The organism is Pseudomonas sp. I3-I5, assembly GCF_022699445.1.
GTDB lineage: Bacteria > Pseudomonadota > Gammaproteobacteria > Pseudomonadales > Pseudomonadaceae > Aquipseudomonas > Aquipseudomonas fulva.
This window is the reverse complement of record NZ_CP093940.1, coordinates 2,737,613-2,757,895: the sequence shown is the minus strand read 5'-3', so window position 1 is coordinate 2,757,895 and position 20,283 is coordinate 2,737,613. Positions and strand designations below refer to the sequence as shown.

The 20,283-nt window shown below is 63.5% G+C and carries 21 protein-coding genes; 9 read left to right on the top strand and 12 right to left on the bottom strand.

The window, feature by feature from the left end; genetic code table 11:
* Position 1: 1 nt before the first annotated feature.
* Genes MOP87_RS12455 through cysG form a run of 4 tightly spaced genes read left to right on the top strand, consistent with a single transcriptional unit; the run spans position 2 to position 4,400 of the window.
* The gene (locus MOP87_RS12455) at positions 2-1,327 is read left to right on the top strand and encodes a replication-associated recombination protein A (protein WP_027916183.1); all 1,326 of its coding nucleotides are present in this window, start codon (positions 2-4) and stop codon (positions 1,325-1,327) included.
* Positions 1,324-1,698 carry a fluoride efflux transporter CrcB gene (gene crcB / locus MOP87_RS12450; RefSeq protein WP_027916182.1) on the top strand — a complete coding sequence of 125 codons (375 nt, stop codon included), beginning with the start codon at positions 1,324-1,326 and terminating at the stop codon, positions 1,696-1,698. Before MOP87_RS12455 ends, crcB begins: the two co-directional genes overlap by 4 nt.
* 29 nt (positions 1,699-1,727) lie before the next feature.
* Positions 1,728-3,008, top strand: a complete 1,281-nt coding sequence (serS, locus tag MOP87_RS12445) for a serine--tRNA ligase (protein WP_027916181.1) — start codon at positions 1,728-1,730, stop codon at positions 3,006-3,008.
* Positions 3,009-4,400 carry a siroheme synthase CysG gene (gene cysG / locus MOP87_RS12440; protein ID WP_028686533.1) on the top strand — a complete coding sequence of 464 codons (1,392 nt, stop codon included), beginning with the start codon at positions 3,009-3,011 and terminating at the stop codon, positions 4,398-4,400. It begins immediately after the preceding gene.
* Positions 4,401-4,542: 142 nt separating this feature from the next.
* On the opposite strand, the gene MOP87_RS12435 is transcribed toward cysG, so the two are convergent.
* The 5 genes from MOP87_RS12435 to MOP87_RS12415 form a co-directional block, all read right to left on the bottom strand.
* Positions 4,543-5,868 (bottom strand): OprD family porin, encoded by a 1,326-nt coding sequence (locus MOP87_RS12435; protein WP_181073765.1) that lies wholly within the window; start codon positions 5,866-5,868, stop codon positions 4,543-4,545.
* A 65-nt stretch (positions 5,869-5,933) separates the two neighbouring features.
* Positions 5,934-6,332 (bottom strand): PPC domain-containing DNA-binding protein, encoded by a 399-nt coding sequence (locus MOP87_RS12430; protein WP_027916178.1) that lies wholly within the window; start codon positions 6,330-6,332, stop codon positions 5,934-5,936.
* A complete protein-coding gene (locus MOP87_RS12425) occupies positions 6,329-6,880 on the bottom strand; it encodes a hypothetical protein (protein WP_218568211.1) in 552 nt (183 codons plus the stop codon). Before MOP87_RS12425 ends, MOP87_RS12430 begins: the two co-directional genes overlap by 4 nt.
* Positions 6,877-8,457: an acyl-CoA synthetase gene (locus MOP87_RS12420; protein ID WP_027916176.1), complete on the bottom strand. Its 1,581-nt coding sequence runs from the start codon at positions 8,455-8,457 to the stop codon at positions 6,877-6,879. The genes MOP87_RS12425 and MOP87_RS12420 overlap by 4 nt, the downstream gene beginning before the upstream one ends.
* Positions 8,454-9,623 carry an acetyl-CoA acetyltransferase gene (locus MOP87_RS12415; protein ID WP_027916175.1) on the bottom strand — a complete coding sequence of 390 codons (1,170 nt, stop codon included), beginning with the start codon at positions 9,621-9,623 and terminating at the stop codon, positions 8,454-8,456. Before MOP87_RS12415 ends, MOP87_RS12420 begins: the two co-directional genes overlap by 4 nt.
* A 388-nt stretch (positions 9,624-10,011) precedes the next feature.
* On the opposite strand from MOP87_RS12415, the gene MOP87_RS12410 reads away from it, so the two are divergent.
* Genes MOP87_RS12410 through MOP87_RS12400 form a run of 3 tightly spaced genes read left to right on the top strand, consistent with a single transcriptional unit; the run spans position 10,012 to position 13,727 of the window.
* On the top strand, positions 10,012-11,043 hold the full coding sequence (locus MOP87_RS12410; protein WP_242809568.1) for a TRAP transporter substrate-binding protein: 1,032 nt from the start codon (positions 10,012-10,014) through the stop codon (positions 11,041-11,043).
* Entirely contained in the window at positions 11,043-12,923 is a 1,881-nt protein-coding gene (locus MOP87_RS12405) for a TRAP transporter large permease subunit (RefSeq protein ID WP_053103847.1), read from the top strand. The genes MOP87_RS12410 and MOP87_RS12405 overlap by 1 nt, the downstream gene beginning before the upstream one ends.
* A gap of 12 nt (positions 12,924-12,935) precedes the next feature.
* Positions 12,936-13,727 carry an SDR family NAD(P)-dependent oxidoreductase gene (locus MOP87_RS12400; protein WP_049695771.1) on the top strand — a complete coding sequence of 264 codons (792 nt, stop codon included), beginning with the start codon at positions 12,936-12,938 and terminating at the stop codon, positions 13,725-13,727.
* Between the two features lie 69 nt (positions 13,728-13,796).
* Here the strand turns inward: MOP87_RS12400 and MOP87_RS12395 are convergent, their stop codons facing one another.
* Positions 13,797-14,720 carry a LysR family transcriptional regulator gene (locus MOP87_RS12395; RefSeq protein ID WP_042139073.1) on the bottom strand — a complete coding sequence of 308 codons (924 nt, stop codon included), beginning with the start codon at positions 14,718-14,720 and terminating at the stop codon, positions 13,797-13,799.
* Positions 14,721-14,879: 159 nt separating this feature from the next.
* Between MOP87_RS12395 and MOP87_RS12390 the strand changes: the two genes are divergently transcribed.
* Together MOP87_RS12390 and MOP87_RS12385 are read left to right on the top strand one after the other, a co-directional pair.
* The gene (locus tag MOP87_RS12390) at positions 14,880-15,911 is read left to right on the top strand and encodes a sigma 54-interacting transcriptional regulator (protein WP_080992833.1); all 1,032 of its coding nucleotides are present in this window, start codon (positions 14,880-14,882) and stop codon (positions 15,909-15,911) included.
* Positions 15,912-15,998: 87 nt separating this feature from the next.
* Complete coding sequence (locus MOP87_RS12385) at positions 15,999-16,781, top strand: 3-oxoacyl-ACP reductase family protein (RefSeq protein WP_033695162.1); 783 nt, start codon at positions 15,999-16,001, stop codon at positions 16,779-16,781.
* A 27-nt stretch (positions 16,782-16,808) separates the two neighbouring features.
* Here MOP87_RS12385 and MOP87_RS12380 read toward each other — a convergent pair whose 3' ends face one another.
* The 6 genes from MOP87_RS12380 to tusD form a co-directional block, all read right to left on the bottom strand.
* Positions 16,809-17,771 (bottom strand): glutathione S-transferase family protein, encoded by a 963-nt coding sequence (locus MOP87_RS12380; RefSeq protein WP_049695772.1) that lies wholly within the window; start codon positions 17,769-17,771, stop codon positions 16,809-16,811.
* Positions 17,772-17,865: 94 nt separating this feature from the next.
* Positions 17,866-18,867 carry a glycosyl transferase family protein gene (locus MOP87_RS12375; RefSeq protein ID WP_049695773.1) on the bottom strand — a complete coding sequence of 334 codons (1,002 nt, stop codon included), beginning with the start codon at positions 18,865-18,867 and terminating at the stop codon, positions 17,866-17,868.
* Positions 18,864-19,199, bottom strand: coding sequence for a TusE/DsrC/DsvC family sulfur relay protein (locus MOP87_RS12370; protein ID WP_023534859.1), 336 nt, complete (start codon positions 19,197-19,199; stop codon positions 18,864-18,866). The genes MOP87_RS12375 and MOP87_RS12370 overlap by 4 nt, the downstream gene beginning before the upstream one ends.
* Positions 19,196-19,492 (bottom strand): sulfurtransferase complex subunit TusB, encoded by a 297-nt coding sequence (gene tusB, locus MOP87_RS12365; RefSeq protein WP_242809566.1) that lies wholly within the window; start codon positions 19,490-19,492, stop codon positions 19,196-19,198. The genes MOP87_RS12370 and tusB overlap by 4 nt, the downstream gene beginning before the upstream one ends.
* Positions 19,492-19,851: a sulfurtransferase complex subunit TusC gene (tusC, locus tag MOP87_RS12360; protein WP_027916165.1), complete on the bottom strand. Its 360-nt coding sequence runs from the start codon at positions 19,849-19,851 to the stop codon at positions 19,492-19,494. The genes tusB and tusC overlap by 1 nt, the downstream gene beginning before the upstream one ends.
* The gene (gene tusD, locus MOP87_RS12355; protein ID WP_027916164.1) at positions 19,852-20,244 is read right to left on the bottom strand and encodes a sulfurtransferase complex subunit TusD; all 393 of its coding nucleotides are present in this window, start codon (positions 20,242-20,244) and stop codon (positions 19,852-19,854) included. It abuts the gene before it with no gap.
* Positions 20,245-20,283 lie beyond the last annotated feature (39 nt).

Here is a 20,283-nt window from a genome sequence, read left to right as displayed (position 1 = left end):
CATGGACCTGTTTAGAAGCGAACCTGTCGCCCAGCCCCTGGCCGCCCGTCTGCGCCCGTCCAACCTGGACGAGTATGTCGGCCAGGAGCACCTGCTTGCCCGCGGTAAACCGCTGCGTGAAGCACTGGAGCAGGGTGCGCTGCACTCCATGATCTTCTGGGGCCCGCCGGGGGTTGGTAAGACCACCCTGGCGCGGCTGCTGGCGCAATTTTGCGACGCGCATTTCGAAACGGTGTCGGCGGTACTGGCCGGCGTGAAGGAAATCCGCCAGGCGGTGGAAGTGGCCAAGCAGCAGGCCGGCCAGTACGGGCGCCGTACCATCCTGTTCGTCGACGAAGTGCACCGGTTCAACAAGTCTCAGCAGGATGCCTTCCTGCCCTTCGTGGAAGACGGCACCTTGCTGTTCATCGGTGCTACCACCGAAAACCCGTCTTTTGAATTGAACAACGCGCTGTTGTCACGGGCGCGTGTCTACGTGCTCAAGAGCCTGGACGAGCCCGCGCTGCGCAAGCTGGTGGACCGCGCCCTGACCGAGGAGCGGGGGCTTGGCAAACGCAACCTGCGCGTTGGCGACAAGGCCTTCGACATGCTGAGGGCCGCCGCCGATGGTGACGGGCGACGCATGCTCAATTTCCTGGAAAATGCCGCTGACTTGGCCGAAGACGGCAGTGAAATCGACGTTGATCTGCTGCAAAGCCTGCTTGGAGACAGCCGTCGCCGGTTCGACAAGGGCGGGGAGGCGTTCTATGACCAGATATCAGCGCTGCATAAATCCGTGCGGGGTTCGGACCCTGACGCGGCGCTCTACTGGTTTGCACGCATGCTCGATGGCGGCTGCGACCCCCTCTACATTGCGCGCCGGGTCGTGCGCATGGCCAGTGAGGACATCGGCAACGCCGACCCCCGCGCCTTGAGCCTGTGCCTGGCAGCATGGGACGTGCAGGAGCGGCTGGGCAGCCCCGAAGGTGAACTGGCAGTGGCACAGGCCATTACCTACATCGCTTGCGCTCCGAAGAGCAATGCCGTTTACATGGGCTTCAAGACCGCCCTGCGCGAAGCGGCGGAGCACGGTTCGCTGGAGGTGCCGCTGCACTTGCGCAACGCGCCGACCAAGCTCATGAAGCAGCTGGGTTACGGCGATGAGTACCGCTATGCCCACGACGAACCGGATGCCTACGCAGCCGGTGAAGACTACTTTCCGGAGGCGCTGGAGCCGCGCCAGTATTACCAACCGGTGCCGCGCGGGCTCGAGCTCAAGATTGGCGAAAAGCTCCGGCACCTGGCCGAGCTTGATCGCAGCAGTCCGCGACAGCGGAGAAAACCATGATTACGCTGATCGCCGCCGTCAGTGCCGGTGGTATCGCCGGTACCCTGTTGCGCTTTGCCGCAGGCAATTGGGTCGTCGCCCACTGGCCGCGACACTTCTATATAGGTACGCTTGCCGTCAACTTGGTGGGCTGCTTGTTGATCGGCCTGCTGTACGGCCTGTTCCTGCACAAACCCATGGTCCCGGCCGAGTTGCGGGCGGGTTTGATCGTGGGTTTTCTGGGCGGCCTGACCACGTTTTCCTCATTTTCGCTGGACACCGTACGCTTGCTGGAAAGCGGGCAGGTGCCTCTGGCGTTGGGTTATTCGGCCATCAGCGTCGTGGGCGGGCTGCTCGCGACCTGGGCGGGATTGTCCCTCACTCGATTCTGACCAACACCTACACATAACGAGAGAACGATATGCTCGATTCCAAACTGTTACGCGGCCAACTTCAGGAAGTGGCGGATCGCCTGGCCTCCCGTGGCTTTAGCCTGGATGTCGCGCGCATCGAATCACTGGAAGAGCGCCGCAAGGCGGTACAGACCCGTACCGAGCAACTGCAGGCCGAGCGTAATGCCCGTTCCAAATCCATCGGCCAGGCCAAAGCCAAGGGCGAAGACATTGCACCGCTGATGGCGGATGTGGAACGCATGGCCAATGAGCTGGCCGCCGGCAAAACCGAGCTCGACGGTATCCAGGCAGAGCTGGACAGCATCGTGCTGACCATCCCCAACCTGCCCGATGCCAGTGTGCCGGTCGGTGCCAGCGAAGACGAGAACGTCGAAGTGCGTCGCTGGGGCACCCCCAAGGCGTTCGATTTTGAAATCAAGGACCACGTCGCCCTGGGCGAAATCAGCGGTGGTCTGGACTTCGAGGCGGCGGCCAAGCTGTCTGGCGCGCGTTTTGCCGTGCTGCGCGGCCCGATTGCACGCCTGCACCGCGCACTGGCGCAGTTCATGATCAACCTGCACACCGGTGAGCACGGCTACGAGGAGCACTACACCCCGTATCTGGTGCAGGCGCCAGCCCTTCAGGGCACCGGCCAGCTGCCCAAGTTCGAGGAAGACCTGTTCAAGATCACCCGCGAAGGCGAGGCGGACTTCTACCTGATCCCGACCGCCGAGGTGTCGCTGACCAACCTGGTGGCTGGGGAAATTCTCGACGCCAAGCAACTGCCGCTCAAGTTCGTGGCGCACACACCGTGCTTCCGCAGTGAAGCCGGTGCCTCGGGCCGAGACACCCGCGGCATGATCCGCCAGCACCAGTTCGACAAGGTCGAGATGGTGCAGGTGGTGGAGCCCGGCAAGTCGATGGAAGCGCTCGAAGGCCTGACGGCCAATGCCGAGCGTGTGCTGCAACTGCTCGAGCTGCCGTACCGTGTGTTGGCCCTGTGCACCGGTGACATGGGCTTTAGCGCCGTCAAGACGTTTGACCTGGAAGTGTGGGTGCCCAGCCAGGACAAATACCGCGAGATCAGCTCGTGCTCCAACTGCGGCGACTTCCAGGCCCGCCGCATGCAAGCGCGCTGGCGCAACCCGGAAACCGGAAAGCCGGAGCTGGTGCACACCCTGAACGGCTCCGGTCTGGCCGTGGGCCGCACGCTGGTCGCGGTGCTGGAAAACTACCAGCAAGCCGACGGTTCGATCCGAGTACCCGAAGTGCTCAAGCCCTACATGGGCGGCGTTGAGGTGATCCGCTAAATGGACTACCTGCCGCTGTTCCACAAGCTGCAGGGCGCCTTGGTGCTGGTGGTTGGTGGTGGCGAGATCGCATTGCGCAAGGCGCGTCTGCTGGCCGATGCTGGCGCCGCGCTGCGCGTGGTGGCCCCGGAAATCGATGGCCAGCTGGCCAGCATGGCGCGCGAAGGCGGTGGCCAGGTCCTGGTGCGCGGTTACCAGCCGGGGGACCTCACAGGTTGCCGGCTGGTGATCGCCGCCACGGACGATCCTGGGCTCAATGCCCAGGTTTCGGCCGATGCCCAGGCCCTGAGTTTGCCGGTCAACGTGGTCGATGCGCCGGCGCTGTGCACGGTCATCTTCCCGGCCATTGTCGACCGCTCGCCTTTGGTGATTGCCGTGTCCAGCGGGGGCGATGCACCGGTCCTGGCACGCTTGATTCGGGCCAAGCTCGAAGCCTGGATTCCTGCTGCCTACGGTGAATTGGCCGGGTTGGCGGCGCGTTTCCGACACACCGTCAAGTCGTTGTACCCGGATGTGAACCAGCGCCGGGGTTTCTGGGAGACCGTCTTTCAGGGGCCGATTGCCGAACGGCAACTGGCCGGGCAGGGCGCAGAGGCCGAGCGGTTGTTGCAGGCGATGGTCGATGGCGCGCCGGTGCAGCAGGGCGGCGAAGTCTACCTGGTCGGTGCCGGCCCGGGTGACCCGGACTTGCTGACCTTCCGCGCGCTACGGTTGATGCAGCAGGCCGATGTGGTGCTGTACGACCGCCTGGTAGCGCCTGCGATCATCGACATGTGCCGTCGGGATGCCGAGCGCATTTATGTGGGCAAGCGTCGTGCAGAGCATGCCGTTCCCCAGGACCAGATCAACCGGTTATTGGTGGACCTTGCCCAGCAGGGCAAGCGGGTGCTGCGCCTGAAGGGTGGTGATCCGTTCATTTTCGGCCGTGGCGGCGAGGAGATCGAGGAGCTGGCCGAGCACAATATCCCGTTTCAAGTCGTGCCGGGCATCACCGCTGCCAGTGGTTGTGCCGCTTACGGCGGCATCCCGCTGACCCACCGCGATCATGCCCAGTCGGTGCGCTTTGTCACTGGGCACCTGAAGGACGGTAGCAGCAACTTGCCTTGGGACGACCTGGTCGCGCCTGCCCAGACGCTGGTGTTCTACATGGGCCTGGTCGGCTTGCCGACTATCTGCGAAGAACTTATCCGCCATGGGCGGGCAGCGAGCACCCCGGCCGCCTTGATCCAACAAGGCACGACGCGCAACCAGCGTGTGTTCACCGGCACCCTGGCCGACTTGCCCGCCCTGGTCGCACGCCACGAAGTGCATGCGCCTACCTTGGTGATCGTGGGTGAGGTGGTGCAGCTGCGTGAAAAGCTGGCGTGGTTCGAGGGGGCACAGCACGGTTGACAGTCTGCGGACGCTTTGGGGATGAGCGAGGCAGTTGTCCCTAACATCCGCAAGCTTGCAGATCGAGTCCACCCCCCCACCTGTGGGAGCGCCCCGGCAAAGCCGCTCCCACAGAGGCTGCGTGAATACGGACAACCGTGGCCTAGAACAATGGCACGGTATAGCTGACGGTCACCCGGTTCTGATCCTGTGTCCACTCGCTGGGCAATCCACTGCGTAGCATGCCATTGCGCCAGCTCAAGCCCAGCCCCTTCAGCGCACCGTCCTGCACCACATAGTCCAGGGCGATGTCACGTTCCCACTCCTTTTCATCACCGCCGGCAGTGGTGCGGATGTGCGTGCCCTTGAGGTAGGTGAGCGAGGCAATCAGGCCAGGCATGCCCAATGCCGCAAAGTTGTAGCTGTATTGGCCGAAGGTGGTGCGTTCACCTGCACGGGTGAAACTGGTCACCAGCCGGTCGGTGAACAGATACAGGCTCGAGCCCGCTGCGCCTTCGCCCGTATTGCCCTGGTTGATCTGCACGAAGTTGCCACTGTCCGAGACCCGCTGATGGCCAAGCAACACCGAGTGGCCACCAGTGGCGTAAGTGAACATGGCACTCCAGGTATCATTGTCGATCTTGCCTGCGGTGTCGCCCAGGCCGGTGACGCGATACCCCGCCGCGCGCCCGCTGGCCGAGTCGTTGCGTCCATCGGCGTCGGTCTTGAAGTAGCGCAGGTCGGTGGTCAGTGACTGGTTGTCGCTCAAGGCCCAGGTGTGCACGAGCCCCGCAAAATGCTGGACGTAGTAATCCTCCAGCTGGGCGCCGTAATATTGCAGCTTCAAGGCGGGGGTGAGCTGGTAATCAGCCCCGGCAAACACAAACGCATTACTCTCGCGTGTACCGCCTGCCACGGCCAGGCCTGAGCGGTTGGTCGAGCCACGGCCGGTGGTGTGCTCCAGGCGACCCCCGGTCAGGGTCAGGCCATCGATTTCTTTGGAGGTGACGATCCCGCCTTCGAAGGTCTGTGGCAGCAAGCGCCCATCGTTGGCCACCAGAATCGGCAGTTTCGGTTGCAGCGTACCGTAGCGTGCCTCGGTCTGCGAAAAACGGACCTTGCCGGTCAAGCCCAGGCGACTCCATTCGTCCACCGCGCTGCCATCGCTGGCATCCGGGATCATCGAACTGCCTCGGTGATTGCCTGCACCGCCATCCAGGCGTAGGCCCAGCAAGCCGAGGGCGTCAACGCCAAACCCCACGGTGCCGTCGGTGAAACCCGACTTGTAGTCGAGCATGAAACCCTGCGCCCATTCGGCCGTCTTGCTTTGGCCGGCAGGGCCGGGGCGGTCGCGGTAATCGTTGTTGAAGTAGTAGTTGCGCAGGTGCAGGTTGGCTTTGCCGTCCTCGATGAAGGCCGCCTTGGCAGCCGGAACGGCCAAGGTGGTCAAGGTGAGTAGGTACAGGGGCACGTAGGGCGTTCTTGTCATTGTTTTCTTCCTGAGGGTGATAGGCGCCCAGGGAGCGGGCGCAAAGGGTGCTGCAGGGTGGGCAATCAGTCCGGCAGCCACTCCTGCAGGGTGAGCTCCACGGTGATGAAGGACAGGTTGCGGCCCCGTTGCAGGCAGCCGGCAAAGAGCTTGCCATCGGCGTCGGCGAGCACTGCCTGAAGGTGGCTTCGGCCGGCGATGACCTCACCGCTCAGGCTGAGGATCTCGATACCGGGCCCGGGTACATGAATGGCTTGATGTCCGCGCTCACCGTGGTAGCGCAGTTCGCCGTCGATCAGGCTGCCCAGCCCGCCACGGACCACGGCGCAGGCGATGCCGTGGCTGGCGCAGAGGGCTTCGGCGCTGTCGATCACATCTTCGTTGGGCTTGAGGCGGGCGACCACCAGCCGCCCGAGGCGGCCTTGCTGGACCTGCGAGGTAGTCGTGGACAGGGCAGGTGTCATGAGGCCTCCTTGATCACAGGGTGCAGCAGGTTGAAGTGGGTCTCGGTGTCAGGCTGCACCTGGTAGGCGACGTGCTCGAACAGGCATAGCCGCAGCACCAAGGGTTCGCTACCGACCACGACCCGCTGCAATACCAGGTGCCCACCGTGCTGTTGCCCAAGGCTGTCGAGCATGCCGGCGTGGCAATGCAGCAACGGGGCACCGCTGGCATCCCTGCCGACAGTCAAGGCACCGCTGATGAACGTCACAGGGCCTGTGAGCTCCACGGGCTTGCCATAGTCGTAAGGGCGTTGGCTGTCGCTCGTGGTCACCATGCGGTGGTAGGCCAAGGCGCACGCGCTGCCCCACAGCACGCGGCCGACCGCGCTCTGGTAGCGACAGCGCTCAAGCACCGCCAGCAGGCTTTCGGCCACCTGGCTGCCGGACGCAAGCTCCACGCGCAGTTCCTGGCAGCACGCCACTTCACAGTCGAGCAGCCGGGGTAGGCGGGCCGGGCCTGCGTGCTTGAAGTGGCGCACCCCGCTGCGCAATTCGAAATGGGGCCTCATGCCGGTTGCTCCGTGCCAGTCTCGAGCAACGTGCGGATGTGTTTCTTGACGATCTTGCCGTAGCCAGACTTTGGCATCTCATGCCAGCGCACGAACTGCTTGGGCCATTTGTAGCGCGCCAGACGCGGCTCCAGGTGCGCGAGCAGTTGCTCATCGCTGACCTCGGCCGTGGTAACGATCACCGCGCAACCGCATTCGCCCCATTTGTCGTCTGGCATGCCGAGTACGGCCACTTCGTTGACGGCAGGATGGGTCAGCAACGCTTCCTCCACTTCGCGTGGATACACGTTCGAGCCACCGGAGATGTACATGTCCGAGGCGCGCCCGGTGATGAACAGGTAACCGTGCGCGTCCACATGCCCCAGATCGCCGGTATGGAACCAGCCATGGCGGAAGCATTCGGCATTGGCCTGAGGGTTGTTGTAATAGCCGGCGAACACGGCCGGGCCGCGCACGCAGATTTCGCCGTCCGTACCCGTGGGCAGCTCGTGGCCTTTGTCGTCGAGAATGGCCACCTGCATGCCGGTGCGCGGGTAGCCGCAGGAACCGACCTTGGCCTGGGGGCCATCGTCGGCATCATGGCAGTCGGCGGGCAGCACCGTGATGTTGCCGGTGACCTCGCCAAGGCCGTAATACTGGACCAGCACCTTGCCCAATGTGCGCAGCGCATGGCACTGGTCCGCGCGGTACATGGGGGCGCCTGCGTAGATGACGTAGCGCAGGCTGCTGTGATCGTAACGGCTGATGGCCGGGTCTTCGGTGAGCATCTTGACGATGGTCGGTACCGTGAACAGGTTGTCGATACGGTGCTGCTGCACCAGGCGCCAGGCCTCGTCGCAGTCCAGCCGGTCCCCGACAGGGAGCACGCAAGCAGCACCCCGGGCTACGTTGACCAGTGCATGAATACCGGCCCCGTGGGACAAGGGGGCCAGTACCAGCGAACGTGACTGCTGGCTCAGGCAGGGCATCAGGTCGGCCAAGTGGTTGTTGACCACGAACGCCATTTGCCCGTGGGTCAGTACCCCTGCCTTGGGGTGCCCGGTGGTGCCCGAGGTGTAAAAGAACCAGAGCGGGTCGTTGTAGTTCACCTCGGCAGGGCGAAACCCTGGCTGAAGCTGGGCGCCTTCATCGAGCAGGGCAGCGTAGGCCAGTTCACCCGGGCGTGGCGCCGCCATGGCAATCACGGTCTGCAGTGCCGGTGATGCCTGTCGCACAGCGTCCACATAATGGCCGAAACCTTCGTCGTAGAGCATCGCTACTGCGCCGCTGGAACTGCCCAGGTAGGCGGCTTCGGGTGGGGTGATGCGCACATTGGTGGGCACCCAGACCATACCCAGGCGAAAGGCCACCCAGGCACTTTCGAACAGCGGCAGGTTGTTGCGCGAGTGCACCAGCAAGCGGTCGCCCTTGCCCAAGCCGCGTGCACGCAGCGCGGCAGCGATGCTGTCAACACGGTGCAGCAGTTGGCGCCATGACACCTGGTGATCGCCGCGAATGAAGCCTGGCAGGTCAGGCAAACGCCTAGCCACCTGGGCCAGCAACTCCCCCAGGTTCATGACATTGTCGATTCCGTTCATCGCACGCTCTCCAGAATGCTCACGTAGTTGGTCACGGCGGCCCCGCCCATGTTGAACACGCCGGCTCGGTCTGCGCGCGGCAGTTGCATGTCGCCGGCCTGGCCGGTGAGCTGCATGGCCGCCATCACGTGCATCGAGACGCCGGTCGCACCAATGGGATGGCCCTTGGACTTGAGGCCACCGGAAGGGTTGATCGGGAGCCTGCCGTCCTTGCGGCTGACGCCGTCGGCGATTACCCGTGCGCCTTGACCGCGTTCGGCCAGGCCCATGGCCTCGTATTCGAGCAGTTCGGCGATGGTGAAGCAGTCATGGGTCTCCACCAGGGACAGGTCGTCCAGCGTCAGGCGCGCCTGGCTCAGCGCCTGCTGCCAGGCACGTGCAGCGCCTTCGAATACCGTGGGGTCGCGCCGTGACAATGGCAGGAAGTCGTTGACCTGGACGGCTGCGCGAAAGCGAACGGCCTGGCCGCTCCCGGTGGGTTGATCGCCCCGGCTGATCACCAGGGCGGCCGCGCCGTCGCTGATCAGTGAACAATCACTGCGCTTGAGGGGCCCCGCCACGAAGGGGTTCTTGTCCGAGGGTGTGCGGCAGAAGTCGTAGCCCACGTCGCGGCGCATGTGCGCATACGGGTTGAGCGCGCCGTTGGCGTGGTTCTTGGCGGCGATCATGGCCAGTGCGTCGGACTGATCACCATAGCGATCGAAGTAGGCGCTGGCGATGTTGCCGAACACCCCGGCAAAGCCGTTCTCGATGTTGGCTTCTTCGGGCGTGTAGCAGCACTTGAGCAGGATCTTCCCCACCTCGGCCGTGGGCAGGCTGTTCATCTTCTCGAAGCCCACTACCAGGGCATGGCGCGATTGTCCGCTCAGCACGGCGTGCAAGGCCGAGTGAATCGCCGCTGAACCGGTGGAGCAGGCGTTCTCCACGCGCACGGCCGGAGTGAAACGCAGTGCTGGCAGGTGATTGGCGAGCAGGGCGGACGGGAAGTCCTGGTAGAGAAAACCTGCATTGAAGTGGCCGACGTGTACCGAATCGATCTGCTGTGCATCGAGCCCTGCGTGATTCAGGGCGCCGAGGGCCGCGTCAGCCATCATGTGCTCGGGGTCGATGTCGGGAAACTTGCCGAAGGGGGCGTGGTACCAGCCGTTGATGAGGGGTGAATGCATGAGAGTAATCCTCGCTCGGGGTTGGCGAGTTCGAGGGCAAGAACGGTGCCAGGCCTGCGGCAAGCGCTCTGCCACGCGCATTCGTGGCACGTTCGACGGTGGCGACGGGTAGCGAGCACGTGCTACAGGTGTCGCCTTGACTTGGCAAGCGACACCCAAGGGAGACACCTGTTACACACTCAGGCAGTGGCGAGATGCCCACTGGCACAGCAAGACGCGTCAGTGGATTTTATTTAGCATTTTAAAATCAAGCAGTTAAGCGCGTATGGCGGATGCCCACTACGCTACACCGTACATCCGCTTGAGTGTGGCACCTCTATTGCAACGTCATCTGCACCATCGCCGTATCCCACTCGATCAATAAGAACAAATAGGTCAGGAGAGCTTCATGAGCGATTTCACCCGCCGTTCCTTCATCAAGACGGCCTCCCTGGCATCGGCGGCCGTTGCCGCTGCCGGCCTGGGCCTCTACAGCACTGGTGCCCGGGCTGCCGACTTCAAACTCAAGTTTGCCAACAACCTGCCCATCAGCCACCCCATGAACGTGCGCGCCCGGGCCATGGCCAAGGCCATCAAGGAGGAGACCAACGGCGCCTTGGTGGTGCAGGTATTTCCAAGCAGCCAGCTGGGCAGCGACACCGATACCCTTGCCCAGGTGCGCTCCGGGGCGGTCGATCTGTTTTCCCTCTCGCCCGTGATCCTGGGCACCATGGTGCCGTCGGTGCAGATAAGCGCCGTAGGCTTTGCGTTCAAGGATTACCAGCAGGTGTGGAGCGCCATGGACGGTGCCTTGGGTGAGCATGTGCGCGCTGAGATCGCCAAGACCGGCACCCTGTTCGCATTCGACCACATGTGGGACAACGGCTTTCGCGTTACCACCACCAGCACCCGACCGGTCGCGAGCCCGGACGACTTGCGCGGCATGAAGCTGCGTGTTCCGCCCAGCCCGATCATCATGTCGATCTTCCGCGCTCTGGAAGCTGCGCCGACCAGCATCAACTTCGCCGAAGTGTATTCGGCCTTGCAGACCCGGATCGTCGAAGGGCAGGAAAACCCCATGACCCTGGTATCGACGGCCAAACTTTACGAAGTGCAGAAATATTGCTCGCTGACCAACCATGTGTGGGATGGCTTCTGGATGCTCGGCAACAGTGCCTCGATCGGGCGCCTGCCGGCGGATATGCAGGCGATCCTGCGCAAGCACATCGACGCGGCGGTGATGGGCCAACGCCAGGACCTGGCCAAGCTCGAAGGCAGTACCCGCGATACCTTGAAAGGACAAGGCCTGGAACTGGTCGAGGCGCCTGCCGATCCGTTTCGCAACAAGCTGCGCAGTGCCAATTACTACGCCGATTGGCACGACAAGTTCGGCGACCAGGCCTGGAGCATCCTTGAACAATACGCCGGGAAGCTGGCGTGATGCGCGCGCCAGCGCTTCCGGCCTCCACCGTTTCGCAGCGCCTGCCGGCCCGGGTGCTCATCTGCCTCAACCAGTGGGCCATGCGCCTGGTGGGCGTGATCGCGGTTGCCCTGATGGTGATCGAGACCTGCGTGCTGCTGGCCGGCGTGATTGCCCGCTACGTGCTGCATAGCCCATTGATCTGGTCCGACGAACTGGCCTCGTCGTTGTTCATCTGGCTGGCGATGTTCGGCGCCGTACTGGCGCTGGACCGCGGCGAGCACATGCGCATGTCGGCGCTGGTCAACAAGCTGCCGCAGGCCTGGCGCGGTTTCAGCGAAACCTTGTCGGCGCTGATCGTCTGCCTGTTCGTGGCGATGATCATCTCGCCGGCCATGCAGCATTCCCACGAACAGATGTGGATCACCACCCCGGCGCTGGGCATTCCCGACGGCGTGCGTGCTGCGGCGCTGCCCGTTGGAGCGGTGCTGATGCTGCTGGCGGCCGTCGCGCGCATGGCCCGTTATTCGACCGTGCGCCAGTTCATGGCCGGGTTGGCAGTCGTGGCTACGGTAGCCGCCGCTTTGTGGCTGGCGCAGCCGGTACTGGCAGCGATGGGCAACTACAACCTGGTGGTGTTTTTCCTGGTGCTGCTGGGCGCCTGCGTGTTCGGCGGCATCCCCATTGCCTTTGCGTTCGGCACGGCGACCATGGCTTACCTGGCCCTGGCGACCCACGCGCCCCTGTCGATCGTGGTCGGTCGCATGGACGAAGGCATGTCGCACATGGTCCTGCTGGCCGTGCCGCTGTTCGTGTTGCTGGGTGTGGTGCTGCAGTTGTCGGGCATGGCCCGCACGCTCATCGATTTCATGGCCTCGCTGCTGGGGCACGTGCGTGGCGGCCTGCAATACGTGCTGTTGGGGGCGATGTTCCTGGTGTCGGGTATTTCAGGGTCGAAGGTTGCCGACATGGCGGCAGTGGCCCCGGCGCTGTTTCCTGAAATGAAGCGGCGCGGATCCAAGCCTGAAGAGTTGGCAGCGCTGTTGTCGGCCACAGGGGCGATGACCGAGACGATTCCGCCAAGCTTGGTGCTGATCACCATCGGTGCGGTGTGCAGCGTGTCGATCACGGCGCTGTTCATTGGCGGGTTGATGCCTGCGGTGGTGGCCACCCTGGCCATTGCGGTGGTGTGCTGGTGGCGCTCGCGCAAGGACGAAGCGCCGGCGATTGCGCGGGCACCCTTGTCCCGCGTGGCCAAGACGTTCCTGGTTGCCCTGCCGGCTCTGGCGCTGCCGTTGCTGATCCGGGTGGCGGTGCTGGAAGGGGCGGCCACCGCGACCGAAGTCTCGACCATCGGTGTGGCCTACGTGGTGCTGGTGGGGCTGGTGATGCACCTGTTCATGCGCCATATCGAATGGCGCCGGCTGTACCCGATGTTGCTGGAAGCGGCGGCCTTGTCCGGGGCGATCCTGCTGATCATCGGCATGGCCTCGGCGATGGCCTGGGCGCTGACCCAATCGGGCTTCTCGCAGTCGCTGGTAGAACTGATCGAGGACATACCCGGCGGGGTGATGGGGTTCATGGTGGTGACCATCCTCACCTTCCTGATTTTGGGCAGTGTGCTGGAGGGTATCCCGGCCATCGTGCTGTTCGGCCCGCTGATGTTCCCCCTGGCCGAAATGCTCGGCATCCACCCGGTGCACTACGCCATGGTCGTGATCCTGGCCATGGGCATCGGCTTGTTCGCACCGCCTTTGGGTGTGGGTTTCTACGCTGCGTGCGCCATCAGCAAGACGTCATCCGATCATGTCATTCGCCGCGTCTGGGGGTACCTCGGGGCGTTGCTGGTGGCGCTGGTGGTCGTTGCCTGCTTCCCGTGGATTTCCATCGGTTTCCTTTAAGAGAGCGCTGACATGAGCCAATTTGCGAAAAAGACTTTGCCTGCAACTGCCGTGGGCCGCGTGGCGCTGGTCACCGGTGCGGCCATGGGGATCGGCGCGGCCATCGCTGAACGCCTGGGGCATGATGGCCACACGGTGGTGGTGGCCGACATCGACCTGCAGGCTGCCGAGCTCAGGGTGCAGGGGTTGCGCGAGCAGGGCATCGATGCCTTGGCGCTGGTGATCGACATCGGTGATGCAGCGTCGATCACGGCCTTGTTCGATGAGCTGCGCGCGCGCTGCGGGCGCTGTGATGTATTGGTCAACAATGCCGGTATCGCTCGCACCCAGTCATTTCTGGACACGGACTTGGAAGGCTGGCAGCGGCTGATGAACGTCAACCTGACCGGCACACTACTGTGCAGCCAGCACGCTGCGCAGGTGATGCGCGAACACGGGTGGGGACGCATCATCAACGTTGCCTCCATCAGCGGCATGCGGGCGAGCATGGGGCGCACCGCGTATGGCACGTCGAAGGCAGCGGTGATCGGCCTGACCCGGCAGATGGCCATCGAACTGGCCGAACATGGCATTACGGTAAACGGCATCGCCCCGGGCCCGGTGGACACGCCCTTGACGCAGACACTGCATTCTGCGGCGACACGCGAATCCTATGCCCGTGCGGTGCCTTTGCGCCGTTATGGCACACCGGCGGAGATGGCGGGGGCGGTGGCGTTTCTTGCGTCCGATGATGCGTCCTACATCAGTGGGCATGTGATCCCGGTGGACGGGGGGTTCATGGCGTCCGGGATTCTGGAGATTTGAGCGGGGGCTGCCGAGCAGCCCCAGGATTTCGGCCTCACATGACAATTCGCCGGCTTCCAGATCAGTTCCTCACTGCTCTGCGCCGCGTTGCGCCTCATCCTCTCGAGTCGCCTGTTCCCCGGCTTGCAGGGCCGTCTCGACGAAGGTGGCAATGCAGGGGTTGTGGTTGTCGGCCTTCCACACGGCCACCACTTCGATGACCGGTGCTTCGCGCAGGGGCCTGAAGCTGGTGCTGGCCAGGCGCATGTTGCGCATCGACCGGGGGACCATAGCCACCCCCAGGCCTTCGCCCACCAGGTTGACGATGGTCTGCTGCATGTTGATCTCAAGGCCGATGTTCGGGGTGACCCCATGCTGGAGGCAGTAGTTGCAGATCATGTCATGCAGGGCAGGAGCAATACGCCGTGGCACGATGATGAAGGTTTCACCGGCAAGCTCACGTGGCTCCACAACGGTTTGCTCGGCCAGGCGGTGGCCGGGCGGCAGTACCAGGGTCATTTCCTCGCGGTATAACGTGACGGTTTCCAGGCCCGTGCAGTCCTGAGGCCGGTACATGATCGCTACATCCTTGTTGCCGCTGGTGATGTCCTGGGCCAGGTCCAATGGCAGCGTCTCGGTCAATTTCAAGTTCACCTGGGGAAACAGCGCGGCATAACGGCGGGTGATCGCCGGAGTGATGCTGTAGGCGGTGGACATCATGAACCCCACGGAAAGCGCCCCCGCCGCTCCGCGCGCGGCGGCCAGGGCATTGCGCTTGGCTTGCTCGAAGGCGGCGAACACCGTGCCGGTGTCGAGGTAGAAACGCTGGCCGGCCTCCGTCAGCTCGACCCTGCGCCGTGAACGGTCGAACAGCTTGACCCCCAGCTCTTCTTCCAACAGCGCGATCTGCCGCGACAACGGTGGCTGTGAAATATGCAAGCGCTCGGCCGCGCGGCCGAAGTGAAGGGTTTCGGCCAGCGTGCGGAAATACTGCAGATGCCTCAGCTCGATCATGATGCTCTCGAAGGTATCAGTCGATGCATGATTATGTATTGGAAAATATAACTGCGCCTCCCTAATGTGAACCGTGCAACGTCATTCGGCCCAGGCGGTGTCACAAGCCCGCCCGTCGACATAGTCAAAAGCTATAGAACAAGAAAAAAGGTGACGCTAATGACCGCTTGTAACCCTGCCGTGCGTGCGCCCCAACCCGTAGTGGAGGCGTGCAACATCGCTCAAGACAGTGACCCTGGAGTGCGCCAGGCCTTCAACCGGGCCTTGCGGCTGATGGAGCGTGGCATCGCCGTACTGATCCGCGGAGAGACCGGTACCGGCAAGGAAATCCTCGCCCGCGCTCTGCATGCACACAGTCAGCGCCGCGCGGCGCCATTGGTGGCGCTCAATTGCGCATCCATTCCCGAAACCCTCATCGAAAGCGAGCTGTTCGGCTACAGCCGCGGGGCGTTTTCGGGTGCTCTGCCGGGCGGCAAGAAAGGCAAGGTTCAGCAAGCCGATGGCGGCGTGCTGTTTCTCGATGAAATCGGCGACATGCCCCTGGAACAACAAACGCGCCTGCTACGGGTGATTGCCGAACGTGAGGTGACGCCCCTGGGTGCCGAGCGCAGCATCCCGGTCAACTTCGCACTGGTCTGCGCGACGCACCAGGACCTCTCGGCGCGTGTTGCCGAGGGCAGTTTCCGCGAGGACCTGTTCTATCGCATCGCCACAGGCGTAGTGCAGTTACCGCCGCTGCGCGAGCGTCAGGACCGTGGTGAGCTGCTGTGCAACATGGTGGCCCATGAGCTTCCAGGCTGTGACCCTCGCCAGGTACTGGCGCAGGTGTGGAGTTTGCTGATGGCCCATACCTGGCCTGGGAATCTGCGCCAGATGCGGGCGGTCGTGCGCTACGCCTGCGCAGTGATGGAAGGCCCGCGTATGCTGCGCAGCGACCTGCCGCTGGACGTTCTCGAGCAGTGCCAGGCCCCGGCTGCGTTGCCTGCCAACATCACACCCATCCGCCGGGCGGCCCCGTTAGGCGATGAGCGCAGTGACGTGTTGCACGCTTTGCAGAGCTGCCACTGGAACATGTCGGCGGCGGCCCGCGCTCTGGGGATTTGCCGGCCCTCGTTGTACCGGGTGATGCGCCGGCTGGACATTCCCCCGCTCAAGGAGCAATTAGCGCTCGGCGCCTGCGGCACCGCCTGATGCCCTGACCCTCCAACACCTTTGACGACCGCCTGCTGCCAATGAGCAGGCGCGCCTGGCTGCGGCCACTTTCGATGGATGACGATCATGAGCACTCCCGTTGTGCATGCTGCACTCAATTTCACCCTGACCGGCCGCACGGCCCTGGTAACGGGCGCTGCCCGTGGCATTGGCCATGCGATCGCCATGGCACTGGGCCAGGCCGGTGCACGAGTAGGGGTGTGCGATTTGGATGCCGAGGCGGCCGAGGCGGCTGCGGCTCGGTTGCGAGAAGTCGGGATCGAGGCTGTTGGGGTGGGAGCGGATGTTGCCGATGAGGCCCAGGTGCAGGCTATGGTGGGCCAGGTGCAAGCTATGTTGGGAGGGGTCGACATCCTGGTGAACAACGCAGGGATCGTTTCGACCGGCCCCTTGCTGGAGGTCACCACTGCGGAATGGAACCGGGTAATGGCCATTGACCTGAACAGCGTGTTTTTCTGCGCCAAGGCCGTGCTGCCGGGCATGATGGCGCGCCAGAGTGGGCGCATCATCAATATCGCGTCGGTGGCAGGCAAGCGTGGGGGGGGCTTGCTGGGCAATAGCTGCTACGCGGCAGCCAAGGGCGCGGTGATCGCGTTGACCAAAGGGCTGGCGCGAGAAGCCGGCCCCTATGCCATCACCGTCAATGCCGTGTCGCCGGCGCTGACCGACACCGAGATGACCAGCGCGCTAGCGCCTCAGGCCAGGGCCGAAGTGCTCGCACAGATGCCGCTTGGCCGCGCCGGCACGCCGCGCGACATCGCCGCCGCCGTATGCTTCCTGGCCTCGCGGGAGGCCGGGTTCGTGACCGGCGAGATCATGGACGTCGATGGCGGGTTCATGCGCGACTGATGCCATCTGGCCAGGGCACAGGCTGATTCAGCTCCCACCCCATATACCCTTCCCGGGCAAGCGAGCGCGATCGTGGGGCAGGCTGAAGTCCAACAGCGGCCCCTTTGGCACGATCCCGTTGGGGTTGATGGTGGTGTGGCTGAGGTAGTAGTGGTTCTGGATGTGCTGCATGTTTACCGTGTCTGCTACCCCTGGCCATTGGTACAACTCCCGCAGCCAGTGGGTCAGGTTGGGGTAGTCGCTCAGACGGCGCAGGTTGCACTTGAAATGGCCGTGGTAAACGGCATCGAAGCGTACCGCCGTGGTGAACAGGCGTACGTCGGCCTCGGTGAGGTACTCGCCTGCCAGGTAGCGATGTCGGCTGAGCACGTCTTCGAGGTGATCCCACTCGCTGAACACCTCGTCGAAGGCCGCTTCGTAGGCCTGCTGTGTCGTCGCGAAGCCGGCGCGGTAGACGCCGTTGTTGATCGCCGGGTAAATGCGTTCGTTCAAGGCGTCGATGTCCGCTCGCAACGGCTGCGGGTAGAAGTCGAGCAGGTTGCCGGTCAGCGAATTGAAGTCATGGTTGAACATCCGCACGATCTGCGCCGACTCGTTATTGACGATGCGGTTTTCGTGCTTGTCCCACAGCACCGGCACCGTCACGCGGCCAGTGTAATGGGGATCGTCCTGGGTGTAGCGCTGGTGCAGGTACTTGAGCCCATCGAGGTGATCGCCGGATGAGCCGTTCTGGCGGTCGAAGGTCCAGCCGTCACCTTGCATCAGCCAGCTGACCACCGAGACGTCGATCAGCGGCTCAAGGCCTTTGAGCGCGCGCATGATCAGGGTGCGATGCGCCCAGGGGCAGGCCAGCGAAACGTACAGGTGGTAACGACCTGACTCGGCGGCAGGCAGCGGGTTGCGCCGCTGCGAGTCTTCACGCTTGAACGCGCCGTCCTTGCCGTTTTCATACCACTGGTCATGCCAGCGACCGTCGACCAACAGGCCCATGATGAGCTCCTTAACAAAAGCGATTTGTCGTTGGAGCTCAGTCTAGAGAAAGACGTTCGAACCAATAGCGCAAAGAGTGGGGCGGTATGATCGGTTAAATCGATCGATCGCGATCAGCCCACCACCCTTGCGCGTGGGCAAACGCCTGCTCGCGGTCTTGCCCCAACCCGCGAAGCGCCAGCGCCATTGTGGCCAGCACCGCTTTTTGGGCATAGCTGTCTTCAACTTCACCACGCCAGAAGGCCAGCATGTGCTCGGGCTCAAGCGATGCCGGCTTGACGTGCCGACGCTCGCTCAGCGCAGGCCATTCTTCGTCCCAGGCCTTACCGTCAGTGGTGCCGTAGAGATGGCTGATGACATCCGGGTTGATCTCGATTTCGCCACCGTCACCTTTGATCACTACCGCATGATCGCCCAACAACCGACTGGCCTCGCGGTGTACGGCCTGGTAACCCGGGTGGAAGATGCTCTGCAGGCCACAGCGTGCGCCGAGCGGGTTCAGCACCCGTGCGAGGGAATGGATCGGCGAGCGCAGGCCCAAGGTGTTACGCAGGTCGATCATGCGCTGAAGTTGAGGCGCCCAGTCCTGCAGTGGGAAAAAGGCCAGGTGGTGATGGTCCAGGGCTTCACTGACAGCCTGCCAATCGCGGCACAGGGGAATGTGCAACAGCGCGAGCAGTTGCTCGCTGTACAGGCGGCCCGCGGTGTGCGCGCCGCCACCGTGCATCAGGATACGCACCCCATTGCCGGCCAGACACTTGGCTGCCAACAGGTACCACGGCAAATGGCGCTTCTTGCCGGCATAGCTCGGCCAGTCGATGTCCACTGCAATGGCAGGCGCTTGCAGGTGCGCGCGCAGCGCTTCGGTGAAGCCGGCAAGCTCTTCTGCGCTTTCTTCCTTGTGCCTTAGCAGCATGAGGAAGGCGCCCAGCTGCGCGTCTTCGACTTTACCTTCCAGCAGCAAAGCCATGGCGGCGCGGGCTTCTTCGCGTGTCAGGCCGCGCGCGCCACGCTTGCCTTTGCCAAGGATGCGTACGTACTCGGCGAAGGGGTGTTCAGCGGGGGTTTCCAGGGTCAGTGGGCGAGGGCTGGTCATATGCAATTGGTCGGCTTGGGCAGGCCCGCCAGCTTGGCGGCAAGTTTGGCGGGAGTGCCATTGAACAGGCGATTCAGATGGGCGCTGTTGCCCTTTTCCGGGCCCAGCTTGAGCGCTGCGTATTTGATCAGCGGGCGCGTGGCGGGCGAGAGCTGGTACTCCTGGTAGAACGTGCGCAGCAATGACAGGATTTCCCAGTGGTCAGGCGTCAGGGCGATGCCTTCGCGGGTGGCCAAGCCTTGCGCGGTGGCCGGTGACCAGTCCTCAAGGTTGACCAGAAAGCCGTCCTTGTCCAGGGCAATGGCCTTGCCTTCGATATCGAGCGTGTTCATAACCAGCTGTTGACCTTGTCATGGTGCAGGGACAGCGCAACGAAGCCTGGGTAGTCGACCGTCGTTGCCAGCGAGGAAGAAATGGCCCTGGCTTGCATGTCTTCTTCCAGGGCATAGAGGCGACCGACCAACTCGGCCTGCTCCAGCAGACGCAAAGGCTCGCTGCCCGAGAGCAGGGCGTAGACCGCATCGCCACACAGCAGTACGGCGTCTTCGCTGCCCAGCAAGCGCAGGCAGCTGTGAAGGCGTCCGTCACCAAACGGGGAGTGGGCTATTACATGCAGGGTTGTCATCAGAGCGTCACCACTTGGTCGAACTGTGCGATCAATGCCGCAAGCTGCGCATCGTCGAGTACCTCTACCGGCAGGCCAAGGCTTGCGTGGGCCATGCCGCGCCGTGCCAGGCTGTGGCCACAGGCGTATAGCGCGTCCACGCCGAACATGGGTAATGCCTGCAGGTTCGCCGCCAGGTTTTTTTGCTCAAGGGCGGTGGGGTGCTGGTCGCAGGCAAGCTGGAACACGCCATCGTCCAGAAACAACATGCCCAGCGGCAGATCGAAGGCGCCGCCGGCCAGGACGATATCCAGCGCTTCGCGAGCAGACAGCCCGCTCCAGGGCGCCTGGCGACTGATGATCAACATGGACTTGGCCATTCAATCGCCTCCAAAGCAGATCAGCCGGTCGGCCGTTTGCGCGGCTTCATGCAGCTGACCGAGCCCGGACAGTTCATAGGGTTGCTGCAGGTTCACGGCAGGGCGCTGATAGCGGCTGGCTTCGCGTTCGTCCAATACGCCACGGCGCAGGGCAGCGGCGATGCACACCACCGCATCCAGCTGGTTGGCCTGTAGGAACGTGCGCCATTGCTGCGCGATGTCCTGTTCGTCCTGAGGGGCTACCACATTGGATGAAGCACTGTGCACACCGTCCTGGTAGAAGAACAAGCGGGTGATGCCGTGCCCGGCAGCCAACGCTGCCTCGGCAAAGCGCAGCGCCCGGCGGGAAGCGGGCGCCTGTGCGGGGGAAAACACCGCGATAGCGAATTTCATGGCGAACTCGTGCTATGGAATCGCGCCATGATAAACAAA

Coding starts and splice junctions, on each gene's coding strand:
- MOP87_RS12455 (WP_027916183.1), top strand. CDS start 2: ATGGACCTGTTTAGAAGCGAACCTGTCGCCCAGCCCCTGGCCGCCCGT.
- crcB (WP_027916182.1), top strand. CDS start 1,324: ATGATTACGCTGATCGCCGCCGTCAGTGCCGGTGGTATCGCCGGTACC.
- serS (WP_027916181.1), top strand. CDS start 1,728: ATGCTCGATTCCAAACTGTTACGCGGCCAACTTCAGGAAGTGGCGGAT.
- cysG (WP_028686533.1), top strand. CDS start 3,009: ATGGACTACCTGCCGCTGTTCCACAAGCTGCAGGGCGCCTTGGTGCTG.
- MOP87_RS12435 (WP_181073765.1), bottom strand. CDS start 5,868: ATGACAAGAACGCCCTACGTGCCCCTGTACCTACTCACCTTGACCACC.
- MOP87_RS12430 (WP_027916178.1), bottom strand. CDS start 6,332: ATGACACCTGCCCTGTCCACGACTACCTCGCAGGTCCAGCAAGGCCGC.
- MOP87_RS12425 (WP_218568211.1), bottom strand. CDS start 6,880: ATGAGGCCCCATTTCGAATTGCGCAGCGGGGTGCGCCACTTCAAGCAC.
- MOP87_RS12420 (WP_027916176.1), bottom strand. CDS start 8,457: ATGAACGGAATCGACAATGTCATGAACCTGGGGGAGTTGCTGGCCCAG.
- MOP87_RS12415 (WP_027916175.1), bottom strand. CDS start 9,623: ATGCATTCACCCCTCATCAACGGCTGGTACCACGCCCCCTTCGGCAAG.
- MOP87_RS12410 (WP_242809568.1), top strand. CDS start 10,012: ATGAGCGATTTCACCCGCCGTTCCTTCATCAAGACGGCCTCCCTGGCA.
- MOP87_RS12405 (WP_053103847.1), top strand. CDS start 11,043: ATGCGCGCGCCAGCGCTTCCGGCCTCCACCGTTTCGCAGCGCCTGCCG.
- MOP87_RS12400 (WP_049695771.1), top strand. CDS start 12,936: ATGAGCCAATTTGCGAAAAAGACTTTGCCTGCAACTGCCGTGGGCCGC.
- MOP87_RS12395 (WP_042139073.1), bottom strand. CDS start 14,720: ATGATCGAGCTGAGGCATCTGCAGTATTTCCGCACGCTGGCCGAAACC.
- MOP87_RS12390 (WP_080992833.1), top strand. CDS start 14,880: ATGACCGCTTGTAACCCTGCCGTGCGTGCGCCCCAACCCGTAGTGGAG.
- MOP87_RS12385 (WP_033695162.1), top strand. CDS start 15,999: ATGAGCACTCCCGTTGTGCATGCTGCACTCAATTTCACCCTGACCGGC.
- MOP87_RS12380 (WP_049695772.1), bottom strand. CDS start 17,771: ATGGGCCTGTTGGTCGACGGTCGCTGGCATGACCAGTGGTATGAAAAC.
- MOP87_RS12375 (WP_049695773.1), bottom strand. CDS start 18,867: ATGACCAGCCCTCGCCCACTGACCCTGGAAACCCCCGCTGAACACCCC.
- MOP87_RS12370 (WP_023534859.1), bottom strand. CDS start 19,199: ATGAACACGCTCGATATCGAAGGCAAGGCCATTGCCCTGGACAAGGAC.
- tusB (WP_242809566.1), bottom strand. CDS start 19,492: ATGACAACCCTGCATGTAATAGCCCACTCCCCGTTTGGTGACGGACGC.
- tusC (WP_027916165.1), bottom strand. CDS start 19,851: ATGGCCAAGTCCATGTTGATCATCAGTCGCCAGGCGCCCTGGAGCGGG.
- tusD (WP_027916164.1), bottom strand. CDS start 20,244: ATGAAATTCGCTATCGCGGTGTTTTCCCCCGCACAGGCGCCCGCTTCC.